16 protein-coding genes and 1 pseudogene are annotated in these 19,085 nt (G+C 76.9%); 4 read left to right on the top strand and 13 right to left on the bottom strand.

The features are described from left to right. Positions 1 to 90: 90 nt before the first annotated feature. Positions 91 to 648, bottom strand: a complete 558-nt coding sequence (locus ACFC0B_RS01305) for a hypothetical protein (RefSeq protein WP_376080462.1) — start codon at positions 646 to 648, stop codon at positions 91 to 93. Positions 649 to 791: 143 nt separating this feature from the next. Beyond that, the gene (locus ACFC0B_RS01300) at positions 792 to 2,000 is read right to left on the bottom strand and encodes an MFS transporter (protein WP_376080459.1); all 1,209 of its coding nucleotides are present in this window, start codon (positions 1,998 to 2,000) and stop codon (positions 792 to 794) included. Positions 2,001 to 2,154: 154 nt separating this feature from the next. Between ACFC0B_RS01300 and ACFC0B_RS01295 the strand changes: the two genes are divergently transcribed. The 4 genes and pseudogenes from ACFC0B_RS01295 to ACFC0B_RS01280 all read left to right on the top strand — a co-directional run. Continuing rightward, positions 2,155 to 2,808, top strand: coding sequence for a TetR family transcriptional regulator (locus ACFC0B_RS01295; protein WP_376080456.1), 654 nt, complete (start codon positions 2,155 to 2,157; stop codon positions 2,806 to 2,808). A 33-nt stretch (positions 2,809 to 2,841) separates the two neighbouring features. Further along, complete coding sequence (locus ACFC0B_RS01290; protein ID WP_376080453.1) at positions 2,842 to 3,627, top strand: SDR family NAD(P)-dependent oxidoreductase; 786 nt, start codon at positions 2,842 to 2,844, stop codon at positions 3,625 to 3,627. An 80-nt stretch (positions 3,628 to 3,707) separates the two neighbouring features. Beyond that, positions 3,708 to 4,748 (top strand): NAD(P)-dependent alcohol dehydrogenase, encoded by a 1,041-nt coding sequence (locus ACFC0B_RS01285; protein WP_376080450.1) that lies wholly within the window; start codon positions 3,708 to 3,710, stop codon positions 4,746 to 4,748. 12 nt (positions 4,749 to 4,760) lie between these two features. Further along, positions 4,761 to 4,922, top strand: a pseudogene (locus ACFC0B_RS01280) (ABC transporter ATP-binding protein); the annotation flags it as partial. A gap of 138 nt (positions 4,923 to 5,060) precedes the next feature. Here the strand turns inward: ACFC0B_RS01280 and ACFC0B_RS01275 are convergent. From ACFC0B_RS01275 to ACFC0B_RS01225, 11 genes are all read right to left on the bottom strand, one after another. Beyond that, on the bottom strand, positions 5,061 to 6,086 hold the full coding sequence (locus ACFC0B_RS01275; protein ID WP_376080448.1) for a RimK family alpha-L-glutamate ligase: 1,026 nt from the start codon (positions 6,084 to 6,086) through the stop codon (positions 5,061 to 5,063). Then, positions 6,079 to 6,747, bottom strand: coding sequence for a GAF domain-containing protein (locus ACFC0B_RS01270; RefSeq protein WP_376080446.1), 669 nt, complete (start codon positions 6,745 to 6,747; stop codon positions 6,079 to 6,081). Before ACFC0B_RS01270 ends, ACFC0B_RS01275 begins: the two co-directional genes overlap by 8 nt. Then, positions 6,737 to 7,621 carry a S8 family serine peptidase gene (locus tag ACFC0B_RS01265; RefSeq protein WP_376080443.1) on the bottom strand — a complete coding sequence of 295 codons (885 nt, stop codon included), beginning with the start codon at positions 7,619 to 7,621 and terminating at the stop codon, positions 6,737 to 6,739. Before ACFC0B_RS01265 ends, ACFC0B_RS01270 begins: the two co-directional genes overlap by 11 nt. Beyond that, positions 7,618 to 10,932 carry an AAA family ATPase gene (locus tag ACFC0B_RS01260; protein WP_376080440.1) on the bottom strand — a complete coding sequence of 1,105 codons (3,315 nt, stop codon included), beginning with the start codon at positions 10,930 to 10,932 and terminating at the stop codon, positions 7,618 to 7,620. Before ACFC0B_RS01260 ends, ACFC0B_RS01265 begins: the two co-directional genes overlap by 4 nt. After that, positions 10,929 to 12,419 carry an MFS transporter gene (locus ACFC0B_RS01255; RefSeq protein WP_376080438.1) on the bottom strand — a complete coding sequence of 497 codons (1,491 nt, stop codon included), beginning with the start codon at positions 12,417 to 12,419 and terminating at the stop codon, positions 10,929 to 10,931. Before ACFC0B_RS01255 ends, ACFC0B_RS01260 begins: the two co-directional genes overlap by 4 nt. Then, positions 12,416 to 13,429 (bottom strand): DUF6895 family protein, encoded by a 1,014-nt coding sequence (locus ACFC0B_RS01250; protein ID WP_376080435.1) that lies wholly within the window; start codon positions 13,427 to 13,429, stop codon positions 12,416 to 12,418. Before ACFC0B_RS01250 ends, ACFC0B_RS01255 begins: the two co-directional genes overlap by 4 nt. Further along, on the bottom strand, positions 13,426 to 14,646 hold the full coding sequence (locus ACFC0B_RS01245) for a radical SAM protein (RefSeq protein ID WP_376080432.1): 1,221 nt from the start codon (positions 14,644 to 14,646) through the stop codon (positions 13,426 to 13,428). Before ACFC0B_RS01245 ends, ACFC0B_RS01250 begins: the two co-directional genes overlap by 4 nt. Continuing rightward, positions 14,643 to 15,596 carry a DUF6895 family protein gene (locus ACFC0B_RS01240; protein ID WP_376080429.1) on the bottom strand — a complete coding sequence of 318 codons (954 nt, stop codon included), beginning with the start codon at positions 15,594 to 15,596 and terminating at the stop codon, positions 14,643 to 14,645. Before ACFC0B_RS01240 ends, ACFC0B_RS01245 begins: the two co-directional genes overlap by 4 nt. Continuing rightward, positions 15,502 to 16,803 (bottom strand): glycosyltransferase, encoded by a 1,302-nt coding sequence (locus tag ACFC0B_RS01235; protein ID WP_376080426.1) that lies wholly within the window; start codon positions 16,801 to 16,803, stop codon positions 15,502 to 15,504. Before ACFC0B_RS01235 ends, ACFC0B_RS01240 begins: the two co-directional genes overlap by 95 nt. Positions 16,804 to 16,966: 163 nt before the next feature. Then, a complete protein-coding gene (locus ACFC0B_RS01230; protein ID WP_376080424.1) occupies positions 16,967 to 17,092 on the bottom strand; it encodes a hypothetical protein in 126 nt (41 codons plus the stop codon). A gap of 121 nt (positions 17,093 to 17,213) precedes the next feature. Continuing rightward, complete coding sequence (locus ACFC0B_RS01225; protein ID WP_376080422.1) at positions 17,214 to 19,085, bottom strand: BTAD domain-containing putative transcriptional regulator; 1,872 nt, start codon at positions 19,083 to 19,085, stop codon at positions 17,214 to 17,216.

The following is a 19,085-nucleotide window of genomic DNA, read 5'->3' as shown; positions in this document are numbered from 1 at the left end:
GCGGCGGGGGCCCCCCGGGCCCGCGGGGGGGGGGGGCGGGGGGGGGGCGGGGCGCGCCCCGGGGGGCCCGCCCCCGCCCCGCGCGGGAGGTCAGGGGCAGAGCTGGTGGGTCGTGGGGGTGCACTCGGGGTCGGGGTCGATCGGTCCGGTGCCGCCGGGGTGGTAGTTGGACCACCAGAGGGGGGTGTTGCCATAGTAGACGACCAGGTTGCCGCCGTTCTGGATGGCGAGGTAGGCGCCGGGGTGGCGGCCGGTGCGGCTCTCCCACAGGGGGCGCCAGGCGGCGTCGTAGGCGGTGAGGTTGCCGTCGTCCTGGACGTAGAAGTAGGTGCCGACCCCGTAGGTGCCCACGGCGGTCCAGATCGCGACGTTGTTCTTGTAGAGGACGACGTGCCCGTCGTACTGCTGGTACAGGACCGTGCTGCCGTCGGGCGAGGACCAGCTCTGGCCGCGGCTCAGGCCGGCGGTGGCCCGGATCACCGTCTGGTTGGCGTCCGAGGCCGGCGCGCTCACGGCCGCGGCCGCGGCCGCCGCGGGAGCCGGGGCGCCGTCGGCGGCGAAGGCGGGACCGCCCAGCAGCCCGGCCGCCATCAGGACGGCGCCCAGCGCGACGCCGGTGCGGGGAACGAGGGAACGTGCGAGCCTCATGACGGACACTCTCCTCAAGTCACTTCTCCAGGTGGCCTGTTGCCTCGACGAGTCTCGCGGCGCGCGAACCGTCCGGGCAAAGCCCTTCGACCCATCCCGAATCCGGGCGCCGCACCACCCGCCCCCGCTCCCCCGCCGCCCGCTCAGGCGGCCGAGAGCCTGGCCCGGCGCAGCAGGTAGACGCCCGAGGCGGCGGCGAGCGCGGCCATGCAGCCGGCGAAGACCAGGCCCGCCTCGGGCAGGCCGAGGGGCTCGGCGAGCACGCCGACGCCGATGACGGGGATCGAGATGCCGAAGTAGGCGACGACGAAGAGCGCGGAGAGCGCGCCGCCGCGGTGTTCGGCGGGAGCGGCGGCGGCGATCTCGCCGACCGCGCCGCGCAGGCCCATGCCCTGGCCGGCGCCGCCCACCAGGGCGGCGAGGACCAGGGGCGCCAGGACGGTCCAGGCGAGCGAGGAGGCCAGCAGGGCGAGCCCCGCGATGAGCACCAGGCAGCCCAGGGGAATGGCCCGCGCGGTGCCCAGCCGGGGCACCAGGAGCTGGCCGAGGGTCGAGCCGAGGAAGGCCGTGAAGACGACGAGGCCGGTGACCGCGCGGTTGTGGACGCCCAGGCCCTCGGCGAGGAAGGCGGGACTGACCGAGGTGAAGACGCCCAGCAGGGAGAAGCCGGCGAAGGCGGCGAGGCCCGCCGGGACGAAGACCCCGCGGACCTCCGGCGGCAGCGACGGCCGGCGCGGGCGGGCGGTGCGCAGCGGGCGGGCGCCCGCGACGGTCTCCGGCAGGCGCCAGAGGACGGCGAACGAGGCCGCGAGCAGCACCAGGTGCACGGCGAACGGCAGGATCAGGGGGTACGGGGCGTACTCGGCGAGCACGCCCGACAGCAGGGGTCCGCAGCCGAGGCCGCCCATGTTGGCGGCGGTCGCGGCGAACGCGGCCCGGGCGCGGCGGCCGGGCGGGGCGAGTTCCAGCACGTAGGCGGTGGCGGTGCCGGTGAACAGGCCGGCCGAGAACCCGGAGAGCAGCCGGCCCAGACAGAGCATCGGCAGGCCGCCCTCGGCGAGGAAGGCGACGGCGCTGCCCGCCGCGAAGGCCAGTCCGCAGAGCAGTACGGGGCGGCGCCCGACGGAGTCGGAGACGTTGCCGACGAGCAGCAGGACACCGATGACGCCGAACGCGTAGATCGCGAACACGACCGTGACCATCAGTTCGGAGAAGCCGATCTCCTCCTGGTACAGGCCGTAGAGCGGGGTGGGCAGGGTGGTGCCCGCCATGCAGACGGCGAAGGCGGCGGCGGCCCCGAGGTAGCCCGGGCGGCGTGCGGCGGGTGGCCGCCCGGTCGGACGATCGGTCATCAGCCCACGGTAGGCGCGGCTCCGGACCGGGGCCGGGTCGGCGGCCGCGGGCTGCGCCGAATGGCCGCCGGGGCGGCGGGGCGGCGGGACGCAGGGAATGTCGCAATGGGACTTCTGTCCCGTTGGGACATTTTCCGGGTGTACGGTGGGGAGCGTGAGCATCGAGAAGGACGGGGCGGCCACCGAGGGACGGCGCGGGCGCAAGGCCCGGCGGACCCGGGAGTCGCTGGCGGGCGCCGCGCTGCGGCTGGTTCTGGACCGGGGCCTGGCAGCGGTCGCGGTGGAGGACGTCACCGAGCTGGCCGACGTCTCCCGGCGCACGTTCAGCCGGTACTTCCCGTCCCGGGAGGACGCCGTGCTGGACTGCCTGCGGGCGGACTTCGACCGGATCAACGCGGCGCTGGCCACCCGCCCCGCGGACGAGGCCCCGCTGACCGCCTACCGGGCGGCCCTGCGCGTCTGGCTGCGGGACGAGGAGGAGCCGGCCTGGCACCGCCGCCCCGGCGTGGGCGAGCTGTTCGCGCTGATCGCCCGCGAGCCCACGCTGACCGCCGCCTACCGGCGGATCTGCGTCGACGCCGAGGAGGCGTCCATCCGGATCGCCGCCGAACGGCTGGGCCTGGACGCCGAGCGCGACCTGCGCCCGACGGTGGCGATCGGGCTCGGGGTCGCGGCCCTGCAGGCCGCCGCCCGCGCCTGGGTCCGCCACCCGGCGCCGGAGGACGGGACGTCCGGACTGCCCGCCCTGCTGGAACAGGCCTTCGCGACGCTCGCCGCCGAGCCGCCACCGGACGTCCCGGCGACCTGAGCACCACCGCACCCGCACCGAAGGAGCACCACCATGACCGCCACCCCCGACACCACCGGCACCGCCCAGCCGCAGGAGTTCACCGGACGCGTCGCGCTGGTCACCGGCGGCGCCTCCGGCATCGGCCTCGCCGTCGCCCGGCGCCTGGCCGCCGGCGGCGCCGCCGTCGCCGTCGCGGACTTCCACGCCGAAGGCGCCCGCCGGGCCGCCGCCGCGCTGGAGGCCGAGGGGGCACGGACCCTGGCCGTCGAGATGGACGTGACCGACCCGGAGTCGGTGCGCGCCGGTGTCGAGGCGACCGTGGCCGGCCTCGGCGCCCTGCACCTGGCCGTCAACAACGCCGGCGTCGCGGGCGCGACCGCGCCGACCGGCGCCTACGACCCGCAGGAGTGGCGCCGGGTGCTGGCCACCAACCTGGACGGCGTCTTCTACTCGCTGCGCCACGAGATCCCGGCCATCCTGGCGGCCGGCGGCGGCGCGGTGGTCAACATGGCGTCCATCCTCGGCACCAACGGCTTCGCCGGCTCGCCCGCGTACGCCGCCGCGAAGCACGGCGTCGTCGGCCTGACCAAGACCGCCGCGCTGGAGTACGCCGCGCAGGGCGTGCGGATCAACGCGGTCGGCCCGGGCTTCATCGACACCCCGCTGCTGGACGGCGCCGACGAGGCCGCCCGCGAGGCGCTGGTCGCGCTGCACCCGGCGGGCCGGCTGGGCCGCGCCGAGGAGGTCGCCGAGCTGACCGCCTTCCTGCTGTCCGACCGGGCCTCCTTCGTCCACGGCAGCTACCACCTGGTCGACGGCGCCTACGCGGCCCGCTGACCCGGCCGGCGTTCTCGACACGGGGGGCACCCGCGCACGGAAGGTGCGCACACGGAGCACCAGGGAAGTGGAGTACCAGCATGAAGGCCGTCCAGTACCGCACGATCGGCGCCGCCCCCGAGGTGGTCACCGTCCCGACCCCCGAGCCCGGCCCCGGGCAGGTCCTGCTGAAGGTCACCGCCGCCGGGGTCTGCCACTCCGACATCGCCGTGATGAGCATGCCCGCCGAGCGGCTGGGCTTCCCGCTGCCGCTCACCCTCGGCCACGAGGGCGTCGGCACCGTGGCCGCGCTCGGCGCCGGGGTGAGCGGCCTGGACGAGGGCGAGGCCGTCGCCGTCTACGGGCCCTGGGGCTGCGGGCGCTGCCTCACCTGCGCGCAGGGCAAGGAGAACTACTGCCTGCGCGCGGCCGAGCTCGGCATCCGCCCGCCCGGCCTGGGCGCTCCCGGCGCGATGGCCGAGTACCTGCTCGTCGACGACCCGCGCCACCTGGTACCGCTCGGCGGCCTCGACCCGGTGCGGGCCGTGCCGCTGACCGACGCGGGGCTGACGCCCTACCACGCGATCAAGCGCTCGCTGGGCAAGCTGCTGCCCGGCAGCACCGCCGTGGTGATCGGCACCGGCGGGCTGGGCCACGTCGCGATCCAGCTGCTGCGCGCGATGACCGCCGCCCGGGTGGTCGCCCTGGACGTGACCGAGGAGAAGCTCGCCCTGGCCCGCGCCGTCGGCGCGCACGAGACCGTGCTGTCCGACGCCGCGGCCGCCGCGTCGGTGCGCGAACTCACCGGCGGGGTCGGCGCCCAGGTGGTGCTGGACTTCGTCGGCGCCCCGCCGACCACGGCCGCCGCCGGTGCGATGGCGGCCGTCGAGGGCGACGTGACCATCGTCGGCATCGGCGGCGGCACCCTGCCCGTCGGCTTCGGCAGCCTCCCGTACGAGGTCTCGGTGGCCTCGCCCTACTGGGGCACCCGGGACGAGCTGATCGAGGTGCTGGACCTCGCCCGCGCCGGGGCCCTGGACGTGCACGTGGAGACGTACGGCATCGACGACGCGCCGCTGGCCTACGAGCGCCTGCACGCGGGCCTGGTCAACGGCCGGGCGGTCATCCTGCCGCACGGCTGACCGCCGGCGCCGCGAACGCCGCGCCGGGGGCCGGTCGCCCCCGGCGGCGAGCAGCAGATGCTCGCCATCGGACGCGCGCTGATGGGGCGGCCCGGACTGCTGCTGCTGGACGGGCCGTCGACGGGCCTGGCTCCGCTGGTCGTCACGCCGATCTTCGACATCGTCCGGGAGGTCAACGGCAGGGCACGACCGTCCTGCTATCTGGGCGGGACGACGGACTGAGCGCGCGCGGCCCCGGTGACCGGTGCGGGGGCCGGGGCGGGGGCCGGGGCGGGCCCGGGCGGCACGGGGTCGCCCGGCCGGTCGCTCCCCTCACCTCCCCTCCCCTCCCCGGACGGCCGCGCGGTGGAGCGTGGCGAGCATCGCGGCGACGGCGGCCGTGACCGGGGTGGCGCCGGTGCGGCGCTCGGCCCAGCGCCAGTCGCCGTCCGGGTTGACCTCCAGGAAGACCGGGGTACCGGCACTGAGCAGGAAGTCGAACGCGCCGTAGCGCAGGTCCAGCGCCGCCGCCAGGGTGCGGGTCGCGGCGGCGACCTCGGGCGGCGGCGACGGCAGCGCGCGCACGGCGATCCGATCGGGGGCGGTCCAGGGGGCGGCGGGGTCCGCCTTGCCGACCTCGAAGGCGTGCAGCCGCCCGGCGACGAAGTACACCCGCAGCTCGGCCTCGTGCTCGACGTACTCCTGGACGAGCACCGGCGGGCCGGGGCGCGGGGCCCCGGTCAGGGCCGCGCGGTCCAGGACGGTCGGGAAGATCCCGTGCAGCCGGCCCGGCACCGGCTCGACGAAGTGGTGGTGCGCCGCCTTGACGACCACCCGGGGCCCGTCGAAGGCGTCGCGGACCAGGTGGGGGTCGGTGGTCAGCACGGTGCGCGGGGCGGCGACGCCGTGCCGCCGGGCGAGCTGGAGCTGGGAGAGCACACCGGGGCGGTCGGGGCGGATCGCCGTACCGGAGAGCGCCGCCAGCTGCCCGGCCGCCGCCTGCCAGGAGTCGCGCAGGAAGGCGCTGCGGGCGGTCCCGGCGGACCCGGTGGTGGCAGACCCGGTGGTGGCGGCGGCGAGCGCGAAGTGGCGGATCCAGGTGACGGTGGGCGCCAGCGGACGCCCGTTCAGGACCACCGAGCAACCGTCGGCGGCGATCGTGAGGGAGGTGGTGGCGAGTTCCTCGGCGTTCAGGCGGGCGGTCCGAACACCCGCGCCGGCGAGCAGGCGCAGCACCGGGTCCGGGTCGGTGTCGCAGGCGCGGCTGAGCAGCAGGACGCACGGCTCCGGCTCCGGTCGCACATCGAACACTCGCGCCGGGTCGTCGAGTTGGGCGAGGAAGGGCGACACCTCAGGCATCGGCGTCGGCGTCGGCGGCGGCGGCGGTGGCGGTGGCGGTGGCGAGCAGGTCGTCGGCCATCGCCAGCAGCTTGGTCACGGTGGCCGCCACGTGCTCGGGGGCGGTCGGCAGGCGGTCGTTGACGCGCTGCAGCACCGCCAGGTCGAAGGCCGCCGGCTTCGCGGGCACCGGCTCCGGCGCGGCCGGCCGCAGCACCAGGAGCAGCTCCAGCACCGTCGCCATCTCGGTGGCCAGCAACCCGAGCGAAGCCATGTCGCCGAGATCGCAGCGCGGGCGGCTGTCGCGGTCCAGCACCGACAGCACGCCGATGCAGTCGCCGTCGCAGATCAGCGGCGCGGCCATGATCCCGCGCGGCACGTAGCCGGTGGACTCGGCGGCCGAGCGGGCGAACTGCGGGCTCTGCGCCACGTCGTCCACCACCACCGGCTGGCCCGTCAGCAGCGCCCAGCCGGCGATGCCGGTGCCGGCCGGGAAGCGGGTGCCCAGCAGGTGGTGCTCGCCCTCCCCCGCGACCGCCTCGAACACGAGGGCGCCGTCGGTCTCGTCGACCAGCAGCACGGAGGCCGCGGCGGCGCCGAACACGCTGCGCGCGACCTCCACGATCGACTGGAGCAGTCTGCGCCGGTGCAGCTCGGCACTCTCCAACGGGTCAGTCGACACGCGCACCTCCATCGGGTACGGCTACGTTCTCGGCGGCCAGGTAGAGGACGGACTTGAGCTGGAAGGGGGTGAGCGAGCGGTGCTTGCTGAGAATGAGCGCGCAGATGCCCGCGATGTGCGGGGTCGCGAAGCTGTTCCCGGTGCTGAGCAGCTGCCGGCCGCCCGGGCCGGCCACCGGCACCCGCACGCCGCGGGCGTAGAACTCGACCGGCGGTGACGGGTTGTAGTAGTAGGTCATCGGGCTGGGGCTGTCGTGGCTGGCCACCGAGATGACCGAGGCGAACGGCCACGGGTAGCTGCGCACCGGCATGTTGTGCGCGGAGGCGACGATGACGCAGCGGCGGAAGTACGCGGAGTCGGCGAGGTCGCGCAGGGCGTCGCAGAACTCCGTCTTGGTGGTGGACAGGCTCAGGTTGATGACGTCGTAGCCCTCCTCGATCGCCCAGGTGAGCCCGGCCAGCAGGGCGGCGCCGCTGCCGTGCCGGCCGCCGCCCAGCACGCGCACCGAGGTCAGCAGGGCGCCGGGGGCGATGGCGCGGATGACGCTGGCGCAGGCGGTGCCGTGGCCGGCGGTGTCGCCGGGCTCGGTGGGGACGACGGCGAGGGTGCCGTCCTCGGCCCGGACCACGTCCATCGCCCGGTCGAGGCCGCCGACCAGCGGGTGGTCGGCGTCGACGCCGCTGTCGAGGACGCAGACGCGCACGCCGGAGCCGTCCGCGCCGCCCCAGGCCCACTCCTGGGTGAGGTGGCCGCCGAGCGGGCTGATGTCGAAGGGCTCCTGCGGCACGGTCGAGACCGGCAGGCTCCAGGCGGGTACGCCCGGGAAGTGGTCGCGCGCGGGGCGGCGCCAGGGCGGGAGGTGGAGGCCGGTCATCGGCCGTCACCCCCGTCGGCCTCCCGCGGTGGGCCGGCGGCGAGCCAGGCGCGGACCCGTCCGGCGGGCAGGGTGGCGCCCTTGGCCTCGAACATCCGCAACGCCTCGGTCCCTTCAGCCGTCGCCCGCTCGGCCTGGCCGGCCGCCCGGAGCACGATGGCCCGGTCGAGGAGCGTCTCCCCGAGCAGGCAGGGGTCGTCGGAGCCGGCGCTCAGCGCCCGGGCCGCCTCGGCCGCGGCCAGCGCCTCGGAGTGGCGGCCGCGGACGGAGGCGATCCGGCCGCGCAGGGCGGCCGCGCCCAGTCGGGCGCGCGGATTGCCGTCGCCGTCCGCGCCGCCGGCCGGATAGTCGTCCGCGCCGCCGGCCGGGTCGCCGCCCGAGTCCCCGCCGAGCAGGTCCAGCGCCGCGGCGGCGGCGTCCGTCCGGCCCTGGGCGAACAGCTCGCGGGCGATCGCCACCTCGGTGGTCCGGGTGTCCGGGGCGTGCTCGGCGGCGCGCAGCACGCCGAGGCTCTGCCGGTAGCGGGCCTCGGCGACGTCGTGGGCGCCGGCCAGCGATTCGACGAAGCCCGCGGCGTCCAGCACCACCGCGTCCGCGAGGTCGGCGTGCACGTCGTGCGCGTAGGTGAGCGCCTCGGCGAGGGTGCGCCGGGCGGCGGGCACCTCGCCGGCCAGCGCCTCCAGGTGGGCGCGGGAGACGAGCACCGGGATCAGCAGCGAGCGGTTGGCGGCGAAGCGCCGGCCGAGCAGGGCGCACAGCTCCAGCGAGGCGGCCACCGGGGTGGGCGTCCACTGGGCCAACTCGCAGACCGCGCAGAGCAGTCGGTCCTCCTCGTAACCGTCGGCCAGGGCCCGGGCGCGGGCCAGCGCGAGGCGGAAGGACGTCTCGGCGGAGGCGGTGCGCTCGGCGGCGAGGTCGAGGTGGGCGTGCAGTTGGTGCAGCCGGCACCAGCTGAGGTCGTCGTCCGGGTCGCGTTCCAGGCGTTCGGTGAGGTGCCGGGCGTCGGCGGCGACCTCGACGGGTGCGGCGAGGCCGAGGCGCAGGGCGACGATGCCGCGCTGGATCGCCCGGGTGGCCGCGGCGCGGGGGTCGCCGGGCAGCGCGGCCTCGGCGGCGGCGAGCGCGGTCCGGCAGCGGGCCTCGTCCTGCAGCCAGATCCCGGCGTCGCAGACGTGCAGCGCGATGGCGGTGTGCCTGGGATCCCCGACGGGCAGCAACGCGCGGCCGCGTTCGAGGAGTTGGACGGCCGCGGGGAGGTCCTTGCGGGCCAGTGCGCGCATGCCCTCGGCGATCAGGGTGCCGGCCGCCGGTCCGGCCAGCTCCGGCAACCGGGGGTCGCCGGGGCGCAGTTGGCGGCGGAGCAGGCTGGTGGCCTCGACGTGGTAGGCGACGGCCATCGGGTCCGGAGGCCGCTCGCGGGAGAGCCGGTCGGCGAGGAAGTCGTGCCAGCGCTCGCGGCGGGTCTTCGGGGTGAACTCGTAGGCGGTGTCGCGCAGCAGGGCCTGGGCGAAGCGGTAGGTGCCGGGCGGGCCGGGCTCGAAGACCCGGCGGCGGGCGAGCAGGGCGGTCGCCTCGTCGGCGGCGGGCGGGGCGGTGCCGTCGGCCTCGGCCATCGCACGCAGCTGGGCGCGGGTGAACTCGCGGCCGACGACGGCGGCGAGTTCCAGCAGGCCGCGTTCGGTGGCGGGGAGCCGGTCGAGGCGGGCGCCGAGCAGGGCCTGCACGGTGGGCGGCACGTGGGTGCCGGGGGCGGTCTCGGCGAACACGTCCATCAGCTGCTCGGCGAAGAGCGGGTTGCCGTCGCACAGGGCGACGACCCGGCCGGTCAGCTCGCGGTGGTCGTGGGCCCGGTCGTCCTGGGGGTGGACGTCGCCGCGCAGGGCCAGGGTGCCGACCAGGTCGGCGGTCTGGTCCTCGGTCATCGGCCCGAGGTCGACGCTCAGGACGCGGGGCGCGCCGGCGCCCCAGCCCGGGCGCAGCTCGAACAGCTCGGGGCGGGCGACGCAGAGCAGCAGGACGGGGACGTCGCGCAGCCAGCCGGCGATCTCCTCGACGAGTCCGAGCAGCGTCGACTCGGCCCAGTGCAGGTCCTCCCAGACCAGGACCACGGGACGGGAGCGGCCGAGCACGGCCAGGAGGTGGCGCACCGCCCAGGCGATGTCCGCGACGCCGACCGGCTCCGGGGCGGGGCCGTCGCCGGGACCGTCCGGGGCGGGGGCGGACTCGGCGACGGCGGCGAGGGTGCGGGCGACCAGGTGCCGGGTGCGGGCGGCCTCCGCGCCTTCGCCGTCGCCCGCTTGTCCGCCGTCACCGAGTCCGCCGTCGCCCGCTTGTCCGCCGTCGCCGGTGAGCAGGCGGGCGAGGGCGGGCCGGCCGCCGGGCAGCGAGTCGAGCATCTCGGCGAGCGGCCGGTAGGTGATGCCCCGGCCGTAGGCGGAGCAGCGGCCGGTCAGCACCAGGGGCGCGCCGTCCCCGTCCGGGAGTCCGGCGAGGAACTCGCGGACCAGCCGCGACTTGCCGATGCCGGGCGCGCCGACGACGGTGGCCAGGCAGACCTGCCGCCGCTCGCGGGCCTGCCGGAAGCCGCGGGCGAGCTCCGCCAGCTCCTCGGTGCGGCCGATGAACGGGGTGAGCGGGCCGGGCCGGTCGGCCGCCGCCTCGGGGGCGGTGATCCGCCAGGCTGGCACGGGCCGGGACTTGCCCCTGAGCTCCAGCGGTTCGACGGCTTCGATGCCGACCCGCGCCCGCACCATGGCGGCGGTGTCCGCGCAGACCAGCACCTCGCCCGGCCGGGCGGCCGTCTGGAGCCGGGCGGCGGTGTTGACGGAGTCGCCGACGACCCGGAAGTCGTCGCCGGGCCGGGTGATCACCACGACGTTGCCGGTACAGATGCCCGCCCGGGCCTCCAGCCGCACCTGGTACTCGGCGGAGAGTTCGGCGGTGAGGCCGGCCAGTGCGGCGAGTGCGCCGGTGGCGGCCCGGACGGCGCGCAGCGCGTCGTCCTCGTGCGCGACGGTGGCGCCGAACGCGGCGAGGATCGCGTCCCCGATGAACTTCTCGACCACGCCGCCGTGTTCGGCGATGCAGGCACCGCAGCTCGCGAAGTAGCGGTCCATGACGCGGCGCAGCGGTTCGGGGTCGAGGCGTTCGGCGAGGGTGGTCGAGCCGACGATGTCGAGGAAGAGCATGGACACCTTGCGGCGCGACTCGCGCGGCTCGGGCGGCTCGGCGGCGCCCGCGAGCGGCGCGCCGCAGCCGGCGCAGAACCGGTCCGCCTCGGCGGTGCGGCGGCCGCACGCGGCGCAGCTCACGGCCGGCCCTCCAGGGTGGTTTCGGCGGGCTCGGCGGACCCGGACGGCTCGGCGGGCGGCCCCGCGGCGGGCTCGGCGGGCTCGGCGGGCTTCGCCGCCGGGGCGGCCTCGACGGCCGGCAGGGCGAGCCGGGCGTAGACGCCGGCGAGCACGACGAGGAGCCCGGACACCGCGAGGATGGTGTCGATCGGCCCGAACCGCAGCCCGGCCACCGAGCCCGAGAAGCCCTGCAGCCCGCTGCCCGCGAGCCAGCCGGACAGCACCGCCGTCAGCATCGCCGCGAGCCGGGTGACCGGGTAGAACACCGAGACCACCCGGCCCCGGAACTCCTGCGGCGTGGCGGCCAGCATCAGCGGCGCCATGGCGGTGTTCAGCATGGTGATCGGCACGATGAAGACGAACAGCAGGGTCACCGCCGCCGGGAACCCGGTCTGCCGCGAGTACAGCACCAGCAGGGCGCCGCTCGCCATCAGCCCGATCCAGGTGGTCCGCCGGGCGCCGATCCACTGCACCACCCGCCCGGCGGCGAGCGCGCCGGCGATCCCGCCGATGCCCATCGCCATGCCCAGGTAGCCGTACAGCTCGGCGGAGGCGTGCAGGTTCCGGGTGGCGAAGAAGATGTTGAGGGTGCTGAGCGCCCCCGTGCCGAGCTGGCCGATCACGGTGAGCAGCAGCAGGGCGACCAGGAAGCGGTTGCGGCCGAAGAAGCGCAGTCCGGCGGTGAACTCCCGGAACACGCCGGGCCGTTCGGCGGCAGCAGCGGCCTTGCCGCGCGCCTTCGCGGCGGCGGCCGGGGCGGCGGCCGGGGCGGTCCCCGGAGCGGTGTCGGTGGCGGTCCCCGGAGCACTCGCCGTGGCGACGGGCGTCAGGTCCGCCGTGCGGATGGCGAAGTAGGAGACCAGGTAGGAGAGGGCGTTGAACGCCAGCGCCCACTGCAGGCCGACCGCGAACAGCAGCGGCGCGGCGAGCGGCGGTCCGATGATCCAGGCGGTCTGGCCGGTCGCCTGGGCGATGCCGGCCGCCCGGGCGCGGTCGGCCTCGTCGGTGACCAGGTCCGCGATGACCGCGAACCGGGCCGGGGTGAAGAACTGGCTGGCCGCGTTGAGCGCCAGCACCGTCGCGTAGATGAGGCCGAGCCAGACGCCCGCCGGCAGGTCCTCCACCGGGACGAAGGCGACGGCGGTCAGCGCCGCCACCAGGACGCCGCGCAGCACCTCGGTGCCGAGCATGGTGGCGCGCTTGTCCCAGCGGTCGACGAAGACGCCCGCGAGGGGGCCGACGGCCATCACCGCGACGCTGGTCGCGAGGACGACGCCGCTGACCGCCTGCGGCCCCCAGGACTTGCCCTCGGCCAGCACGGTGGCCACCCACAGGACGAGCGTGGTGCTGAACACCGCGTCACCGACCGAGGAGACCGCCTGGCCGAACCAGAGGCGGGTGTAGGTGGGGCTGATGAGGGTCGGCCGGAGCCTGCCGAGCGCGCTCATGCGGCACCCGCCGCTCCGAGCAGCAGCGTCATCAGGGCGGTCACCAGCGTGGTGTGGTACGCCTTGGCGAAGTACCCGGCGGGCGGGTCGGCGGCGCTCGCGCGGGTGGCGGCGGAGCGTCCGGGGACGGAGCCGTCGGGGCGCTGGGCGCGGGCCAGGCAGTCGACGGCGGCGGCGCCCTCGGGCGTGCCCGGGCCGTCCAGGCCGAGGCAGACCTGGGTCATCACGAGTTCGGCGGCGAGGTCCCACCAGTCGTGCCGCACGCAGTGGTCGAGCAGCCGGGCGACCAGGGCCGCCGCGTCGGCCACGGCGTCCTCGGGCAGGCCGGGGCCGGTGCGGGCGAAGTCGCTGAGGTAGAAGCTGGAGTGGGTGAGCGCGTACGCCTCGGGGACGGTGACGGGCGGCTCGTCGGGGCGGTCGGCGGCCCCGCGGGGGCGGTCGCGGCGCGCCGCGCGGGCGAGGACGGTGGCGGGGAGTTCGACCAGGACGTTGCGGTCGGCGAGGTCCGCGTAGGGCTCGACGGAGTGCGCCACCCCGGCCTTGTCGGCGTAGTACCGCAGTTCCAACCGCTGGTAGGGCGAGCGCCCGGCCGGGGAGAGGTCGGCCGGGGTGAGCCGGGCGAGTTCGGCCCGGAAGGGCGCGTCGTCCGTCCCGGTGGGCGCCAGGGCGGCGCAGACGAGCCGGTACTGGACGGCGGCGCGTGGGTCGGCGGTGAGCAGGCGCGGGAAGCCGGGGTGCCGCCAGATCGCCCGGACCCGGGCGGTCGCCTCGGCGCGGCGCGGGTCGGCGGCGTCGTCGAGACGGGTCCAGCAGTGGGTGAGCAGGGCGAGTTCCAGCGCGGCCTTGGCCGGGCGGTGCGCGCCGCCGGGCTCGCGCTCGGCCGGGCCCGGCGCCGGGCGGCCCGGTGCGAAGGGGTCGAAGTGGTCGAGGTGGCGGCCGAGCCAGCCGAGCGTGCCGTCGGACAGCCGCCGCAGGTCGCCGCCGATGCCGAGGCCGGGTGCGGTGGTCACAGGCGCCCCGTCTCGTCCAGGTAGTCGAGCAGCGCGGCGTCCACCGTGTCGCGGAAGTCGGCGAGGGTGCGCCGGTCGTCCTCGCGCCGGTAGAGGTCCTCGCAGCCGACCCAGCGGTCCTTGGTGCGGGCGGCGGGCAGGTAGCCGCCGGTGACGGTGCCGACCTCCCAGTCCGGCTTGCCCGCCGTCTCCCAGCAGCTGGCCAGCGTGCCGTCCGCGCTCACCACGGCGCCGTAGCGGCCGTCGCCGTGGCCGCAGGTGGCGCACGGGCGGTGGGCCTGTGGGCGGGCGACGGTGAAGCCGGCCTCCAGCGCGCACCGCTGCCAGCGGGTGAACCGCTCGGACAGCTCGCGGGTGTGCCGCAGGTCGTTGCCGTAGCCGACGCCCACGTCGCCGACCTGGGCGACGTACAGGGTGCAGCGGGCCGGGTCGAGGCTGCCGGCGAGCCGGTCGATCAGCGCGTCCACGCCCCGGTAGGTCTCCTGGGAGACGTTCACCCGCAGCAGCCAGCGCAGCGGGGAGGTCCCGGAGGCGAGGGCGAGGTTGCCGACGATGGTGTCGAAGGTGCCGCCGCCCTCGGCGCGGCGGATCCGGATCCGGTCGTGGTCGGGGCGGTCCCCGTCGAAGGTGACCTGGACGGAGCGCAGTCCGCGCTCGGCGAGGCGGCCGGCCAGCTCGGGGGTGAGCAGCGTGGCGTTGGAGATCATCCAGGCGGAGGCGAGGCCGTGGTCGGCCGCCCGTTCGAGGAGTTCCAGGCAGCCGCGCGGGTTGAGCAGGGGCTCGCCGCCGAACAGCAGGATGCGCAGCTTCTCCAGACCGGCCTCGGCCATCCGCCGGTCCGTGAAGTCGAGGATGTCGGTGATGGTCCGCGAGGTCAGCCGGGTGCGGGCGATCCGCGGCGGGCGGCTGCCGCCGTCGCCGTCCTGGCCGGTGTTCTGGAAGCAGTAGCCGCAGCCGAGGTTGCAGTGGGTGCTGGTGAGGACGGTCAGCGCGTAGCTGTGCGGGGCCGGGGCGGTCAGCAGGCCCTGCTCGCGCAGCCGTTGCTCGGTGCCGGGGCGCAGCGTGCCGTCCTCGGCCAACTGTCCGGGGCGCAGCCGGGCGAGGCCTCCGCCGGGGCCGAGGAACCACCAGTTCCGCTCGCCGCGCAGCAGGCGGGCGCCGCTCCCGGCGGCGGTCGGCGCCGGGCTGACCGGGCTGACCGGGCTCAGCGGGCTCACCGGGCACCTCCCAGCGCGAGTACCGCCGGCCGGCGGTGCAGCAGGACCACCGTCGCCAGCGCCGCCACCAGGGTGGACTGGTAGGACACCCGGAAGAACTCGACGGCGTTCGCGCCGGCGGGCGCCCGGTCGCCGGCGGAGCGGCCGGGGACGGCGCCGTCGGGCGACTGGACCTCGGCGAGCATCCGCAGGCCGGCCGCGCCGGACGGGGTGGCCAGCGGGTCGAGGCCCAGGCAGTGCTGGGCGAGCAGCAGCTTGCCGGTGAGGTCCCACGTACCGCCGCGGACGCTCTCCTCGGTGAGGCGCTGGACCCGGTCGCGGGCGTGCGCGAGGCCGGCGGCGTCCAGGCCGGGGTCGCGGAAGCCGAAGTCGGCGAGGTGGAAGACGGTGTGGGTCACATTGCACACGTCCAGGTCGGCGAGCGGCCGGTCGTCGCCGTGCGCGGCCAGCCGGCTGATCCGGTACAGCTCCGGGTAGTCGGCCAAGCGGTGCGGCACACCGGCCAGTTCGGCGTAGTAGCGGGTCTCCAGCTGTAGGAAGGGCGACTTGCGGCGCGGGGTCAGGAAGTCGTCCGCGACCGCCTCGGCGAGGACCGCCCGGTGCGGGCCGTCGGCGGGCAGGCCGACGGGGGCGAGCGCCCCGTACATCAGCTGGAACTGCCGGGCGTAGCGCGGATCGGCGGTGAGCAGGCGCGGGTGGTCGGGGCTGCGCCAGACCTGCTCGACGGTCGCGGCGACCCCGGCCAGGTCCGGGTCCGCCGGGTCGGCCTTCGCCCAGGCCCGGTGCAGCAGGGCGAGTTGCAGCAGCGCCTTGACCCGGGGGGTCACGGGCAGCTCGGCCCTACCTGATGGAGCGTCAAGATAGCCGCAGTGCAGTCCGATCCACCGCCGCGCTCCCGCCGAGAGGCTCGTGACGGCCGCGAGGTCCGGGCCGGCTGGTCGAGTACCCATGGTTCTCCCTTGAGGTTGCGGGCTGCTGGGCGGCGTGCTCGACGAGGTCGGCGGCGCGCCGGGCGCTGCCGGCCTCGGCCTCGGCGAGGCGGTGGCCGAGAGCGCGGGCGCGGGCGCGCAGCCGCTCGTCGCGCCAGGCCGCGTCGAGCAGCCCGGCCGGGTCCGGTCGCGGCGTGCGCGGGAGGTGGACGGCGGCGCCGGCGCGCAGCAGGGCGGCGCCGAGCACCGGCTGCTCGGAGCCGTTGGGCGTCACGCCGAGGGGGCGGCCGCGCAGCAGGGCGCCGAGGACGGGGGCGGAGGTGCCGGCGGTCAGCACCAGGCCGGCGCGTTCGGCCAGCGGCCCCAGCCAGGGCTTGCGGACGAGCAGGATGTCGGCGTCCGGGTCGGGCCGCGGATCCCCGGTGCGGCCCTGTTCCACCACCGCCTGGTAACGGCCGCCGGTGAAGGTCGCGTTCAGCCGGGGCCACGGGGTGCCGCCGCCGAAGAAGCGGCCGAGGTGGACGTAGACGACCGGCTTGCCGGTGCGGGCCAGCGCGGCGTCCACGGCGGCGAGTTCGGCGGGGTCGGCGGCGGGCTCCCAGGCGAGCGGACCGACGTACCGCACCTGGGGCGGCACCTCGGCGCCCGGGTACTCCAGTTCGGGCAGACCCCGGAGCAGCAGCGCGTCGCCGAGCAGCGGGGTGTCGTCCGGCGCCGTCCCGCGCCCCCCGGCGGCCGGCCAGCGGGACGGCCGCCCGGCGAGACCGGCCTCCTCGCGGGTGGCGGCGTAGAGCGCCAGGGTCTCGCGGGTCCGGTTCTCCCGGGTGCGGCCGTACTGCGGCTCGTCGGCGCCGCCGGAGCGGTAGGTCCACAGGTGGATCGAGAGTCCGAGCACCACCACCGGGACGTCCAGCACCTCGGCGGCGAGCAGCGCGCCGTTGCACAGCACCGAGGTGACCAGCAGGTCGGCGCGGGCCTGCCGGGCGGCGCGCACGGTGGCCCGGTACTGCGCGAGGCCGGTGACGCCCCAGCGGGCCGCCGAGAACGCCCGCTCCCCGCCGAACTCCTCCGCCGCCGCGAACGGCAGGCCGGCCTCGGCCGCGAACGGCGCGGCGCCGGCGCGCCCGAGCACGGAGACCCGGTGGCCGCGGCGCAGCAGCTCGCGCCCGGCGGCGAGCGCCGGGTAGAGGTAGCCGCCGTCACTGAGCGGGCAGAGCAGGATGTTCACGGGGTCTCCGGGCCGGGGCGGGGGTCGTGCCGGACGGGGCGGGGCGCGTCGAGGACGGCGTCGGGCCGGACGGGAGGCGAGCGGGCCACCCGGCCGCCGCCGGCTCGGGCCGGGGCCGGGTGGCCCGCTCAGGCATCAGGACGCGGTGTCCGGACGGACGGTGTCAGAGCGCCGAGCTGTTGTTGATGACACAGACGTCCTCGACGAGGCCGTCCTCCTCGATGCCGTGTGCGACGACGTCGACCTCGTCCTCGGCCTCGGTCGGCTCCGGGTTGATGGACTCGGGCATGCTGTCCTCCCTCTACGAGTGCGGCGTCCGCTACGCCGGCCCGGGGCCACCGTAGGGAGCCCCGGTATGGCGGCGCTTGGCCGGCGGTTCGATTTCGGTATGACGGTTGGTCACCTGCCGTTCAGCGGTGGCGCACCGGTACCCGGTCGGCGGCCCGGGCGGCTCGCTCCCGGGCGTACGCGTACAGCAGTTCGGGCATCGCGAAGCGCACGGCGTCCGCCGGGCCGTCGGTGCCGGCGAGGGTGAGCAGGCTGGCCTCCAGGAGGTCCTCCAGGGTCCGCGCCGCCGTGCCCGGGTCGCAGTCCAGCACGGCCGCGGCCTCCTCGGGCGTGAACACCGGCCGGGCGAGCAGCCCGAGCCGCAGCACCGCCCGGTGCCCCGCCTCCGGCAGCTCCCCCACCGACCCGGCCAGCCGCACCCGCACCAGCGGGTCGCCCCCGCACAGCTCGTCGAGCAGGGCGCGCCCGCCGGTCAGCCGGGCGCCGTACTCGCTCAGCGGCACGTGCCGCAGGAAGGCCAGCCGGTCGGCGACCAGCCGCACCCCGAGCGGCAGCAGCCCGGCGGCGCGCACGATCCGGGCGGCGGAGTCGCGGTCCGCCGCGACCCGGTCCGCGCCGATCGTCCGCCCGAGGAACTCCAGCGCCTCGTCCACCGCGAAGGGCGGCAGCGCGAACCGGTGGGCGCCCTCCAGGCCGGTCAGCCGGGGCCGGGCGGTGACCACGACGGCGCTCTCCCCGGCCTCCGGCAGCAGCGGGCGGACCTCCGACTCGCGGCGGGCGTCGTCGACGACCACCAGGGCGCGGCGTCCGGTCAGCCACAACTGCCAGGCCCAGCGCGGGTCGGAGCGGCCGGCGGCGGGCGGCGCGCCACCGCGTCCGGCGGGGGCGGTGGCGGCCAGCAGCTGGCGCAGCACGTCCTCCAGCGGACGCAGCCGGCCGTCGTCGCCGCGCAGCCGCACGAACAGCCGGCCGTCCGGGAACTGCCCGCCCAGGCGGTGCGCGGCGTGCACGGCGAGCGCCGTCTTGCCGGCGCCGAGCGGCCCGGTGAGCACGGCGAGGCGGCCGGCGCCGCCGGTGAGCACCTCGGCCAGGCGGCGCGCGGCGGCCGCGCGGCCGGTGAACGCGGGCGGGTCGGTGGGCAGCAGGTGCGGCGGCGGGCACGGGTCCCGGGGGCCCTCGCGGACCGCCGGGGAGGCAAGGGCGGCGGGGGCGGTGAGGGCGGCCGCCCGCGGCGGGACCGGGCCCGGCCCCGGATCGCGGAGCAGGGCGCGGTAGCAGCGGGCCAGCGCCGGGCTGGGCGGCAGGCCGAGTTCCTGGGCGAGCAGCTGGCGCACCTCGTCGTAGACGGCGAGCGCCTCGGAGCGCCGCCCGGCCTGGCACAGCGCGGTCATCTGCAGCATCCGCAGCCGCTCGCGCAGCGGGTGGCGCTGGGCGGTCTCGGTGGCCCGCTCGATCACCGCCGCCCCGCGCCCGGCGGCGAGTTCGGCGTCCAGCCAGTCCTCGAACACCCCGAGGAAGCGGCGGTCCAGGCGCTGCGCGGCCGCGTCGATCAGCGGAACGTCCCGGAACCCGTCCAGGGCCTGGCCGCGCCAGAGCCCCAGCGCCTCCGCGAGCGCCCCGGCCCGGGCGCGCTGCTCGAAGCGGAGCGCGTCCAGGCCGTCCTCGGCGGCGTGCAGGACGTAGCCGCCCGACTGGTGGCTGATCCGTACGACCGGCACCGCCGGCTCCGGGGCGCTCCCCCGCTCCGCCGTGCCGCCCTGCTCGGCGGCGACCAGCCGGCGCAGTCCCGAGACGTACACCTGGAGGTTCTTGCGGGCGGTGCGCGGCGGCGCGTCGTCCCACAGCGCCTCGACGAGGGCGTCGGCCGACAGCCGGGTATTCGCGTGGGACAGCAGGGCCGCCAGGAGAATCTGCTGTTTCCGCGATCCCGCATCGAGCGCCCGGCCGTTCCCCAGCACACGGAGCGGCCCGAGAATCCCGAATCCCACCGCCAT

It is taken from the genome of Kitasatospora sp. NPDC056184 (genome assembly GCF_042268405.1).
GTDB lineage: Bacteria > Actinomycetota > Actinomycetes > Streptomycetales > Streptomycetaceae > Kitasatospora.
The sequence above is the reverse complement of the archived record's forward strand: the minus strand, read 5'-3'. Positions and strand labels throughout refer to the sequence as shown.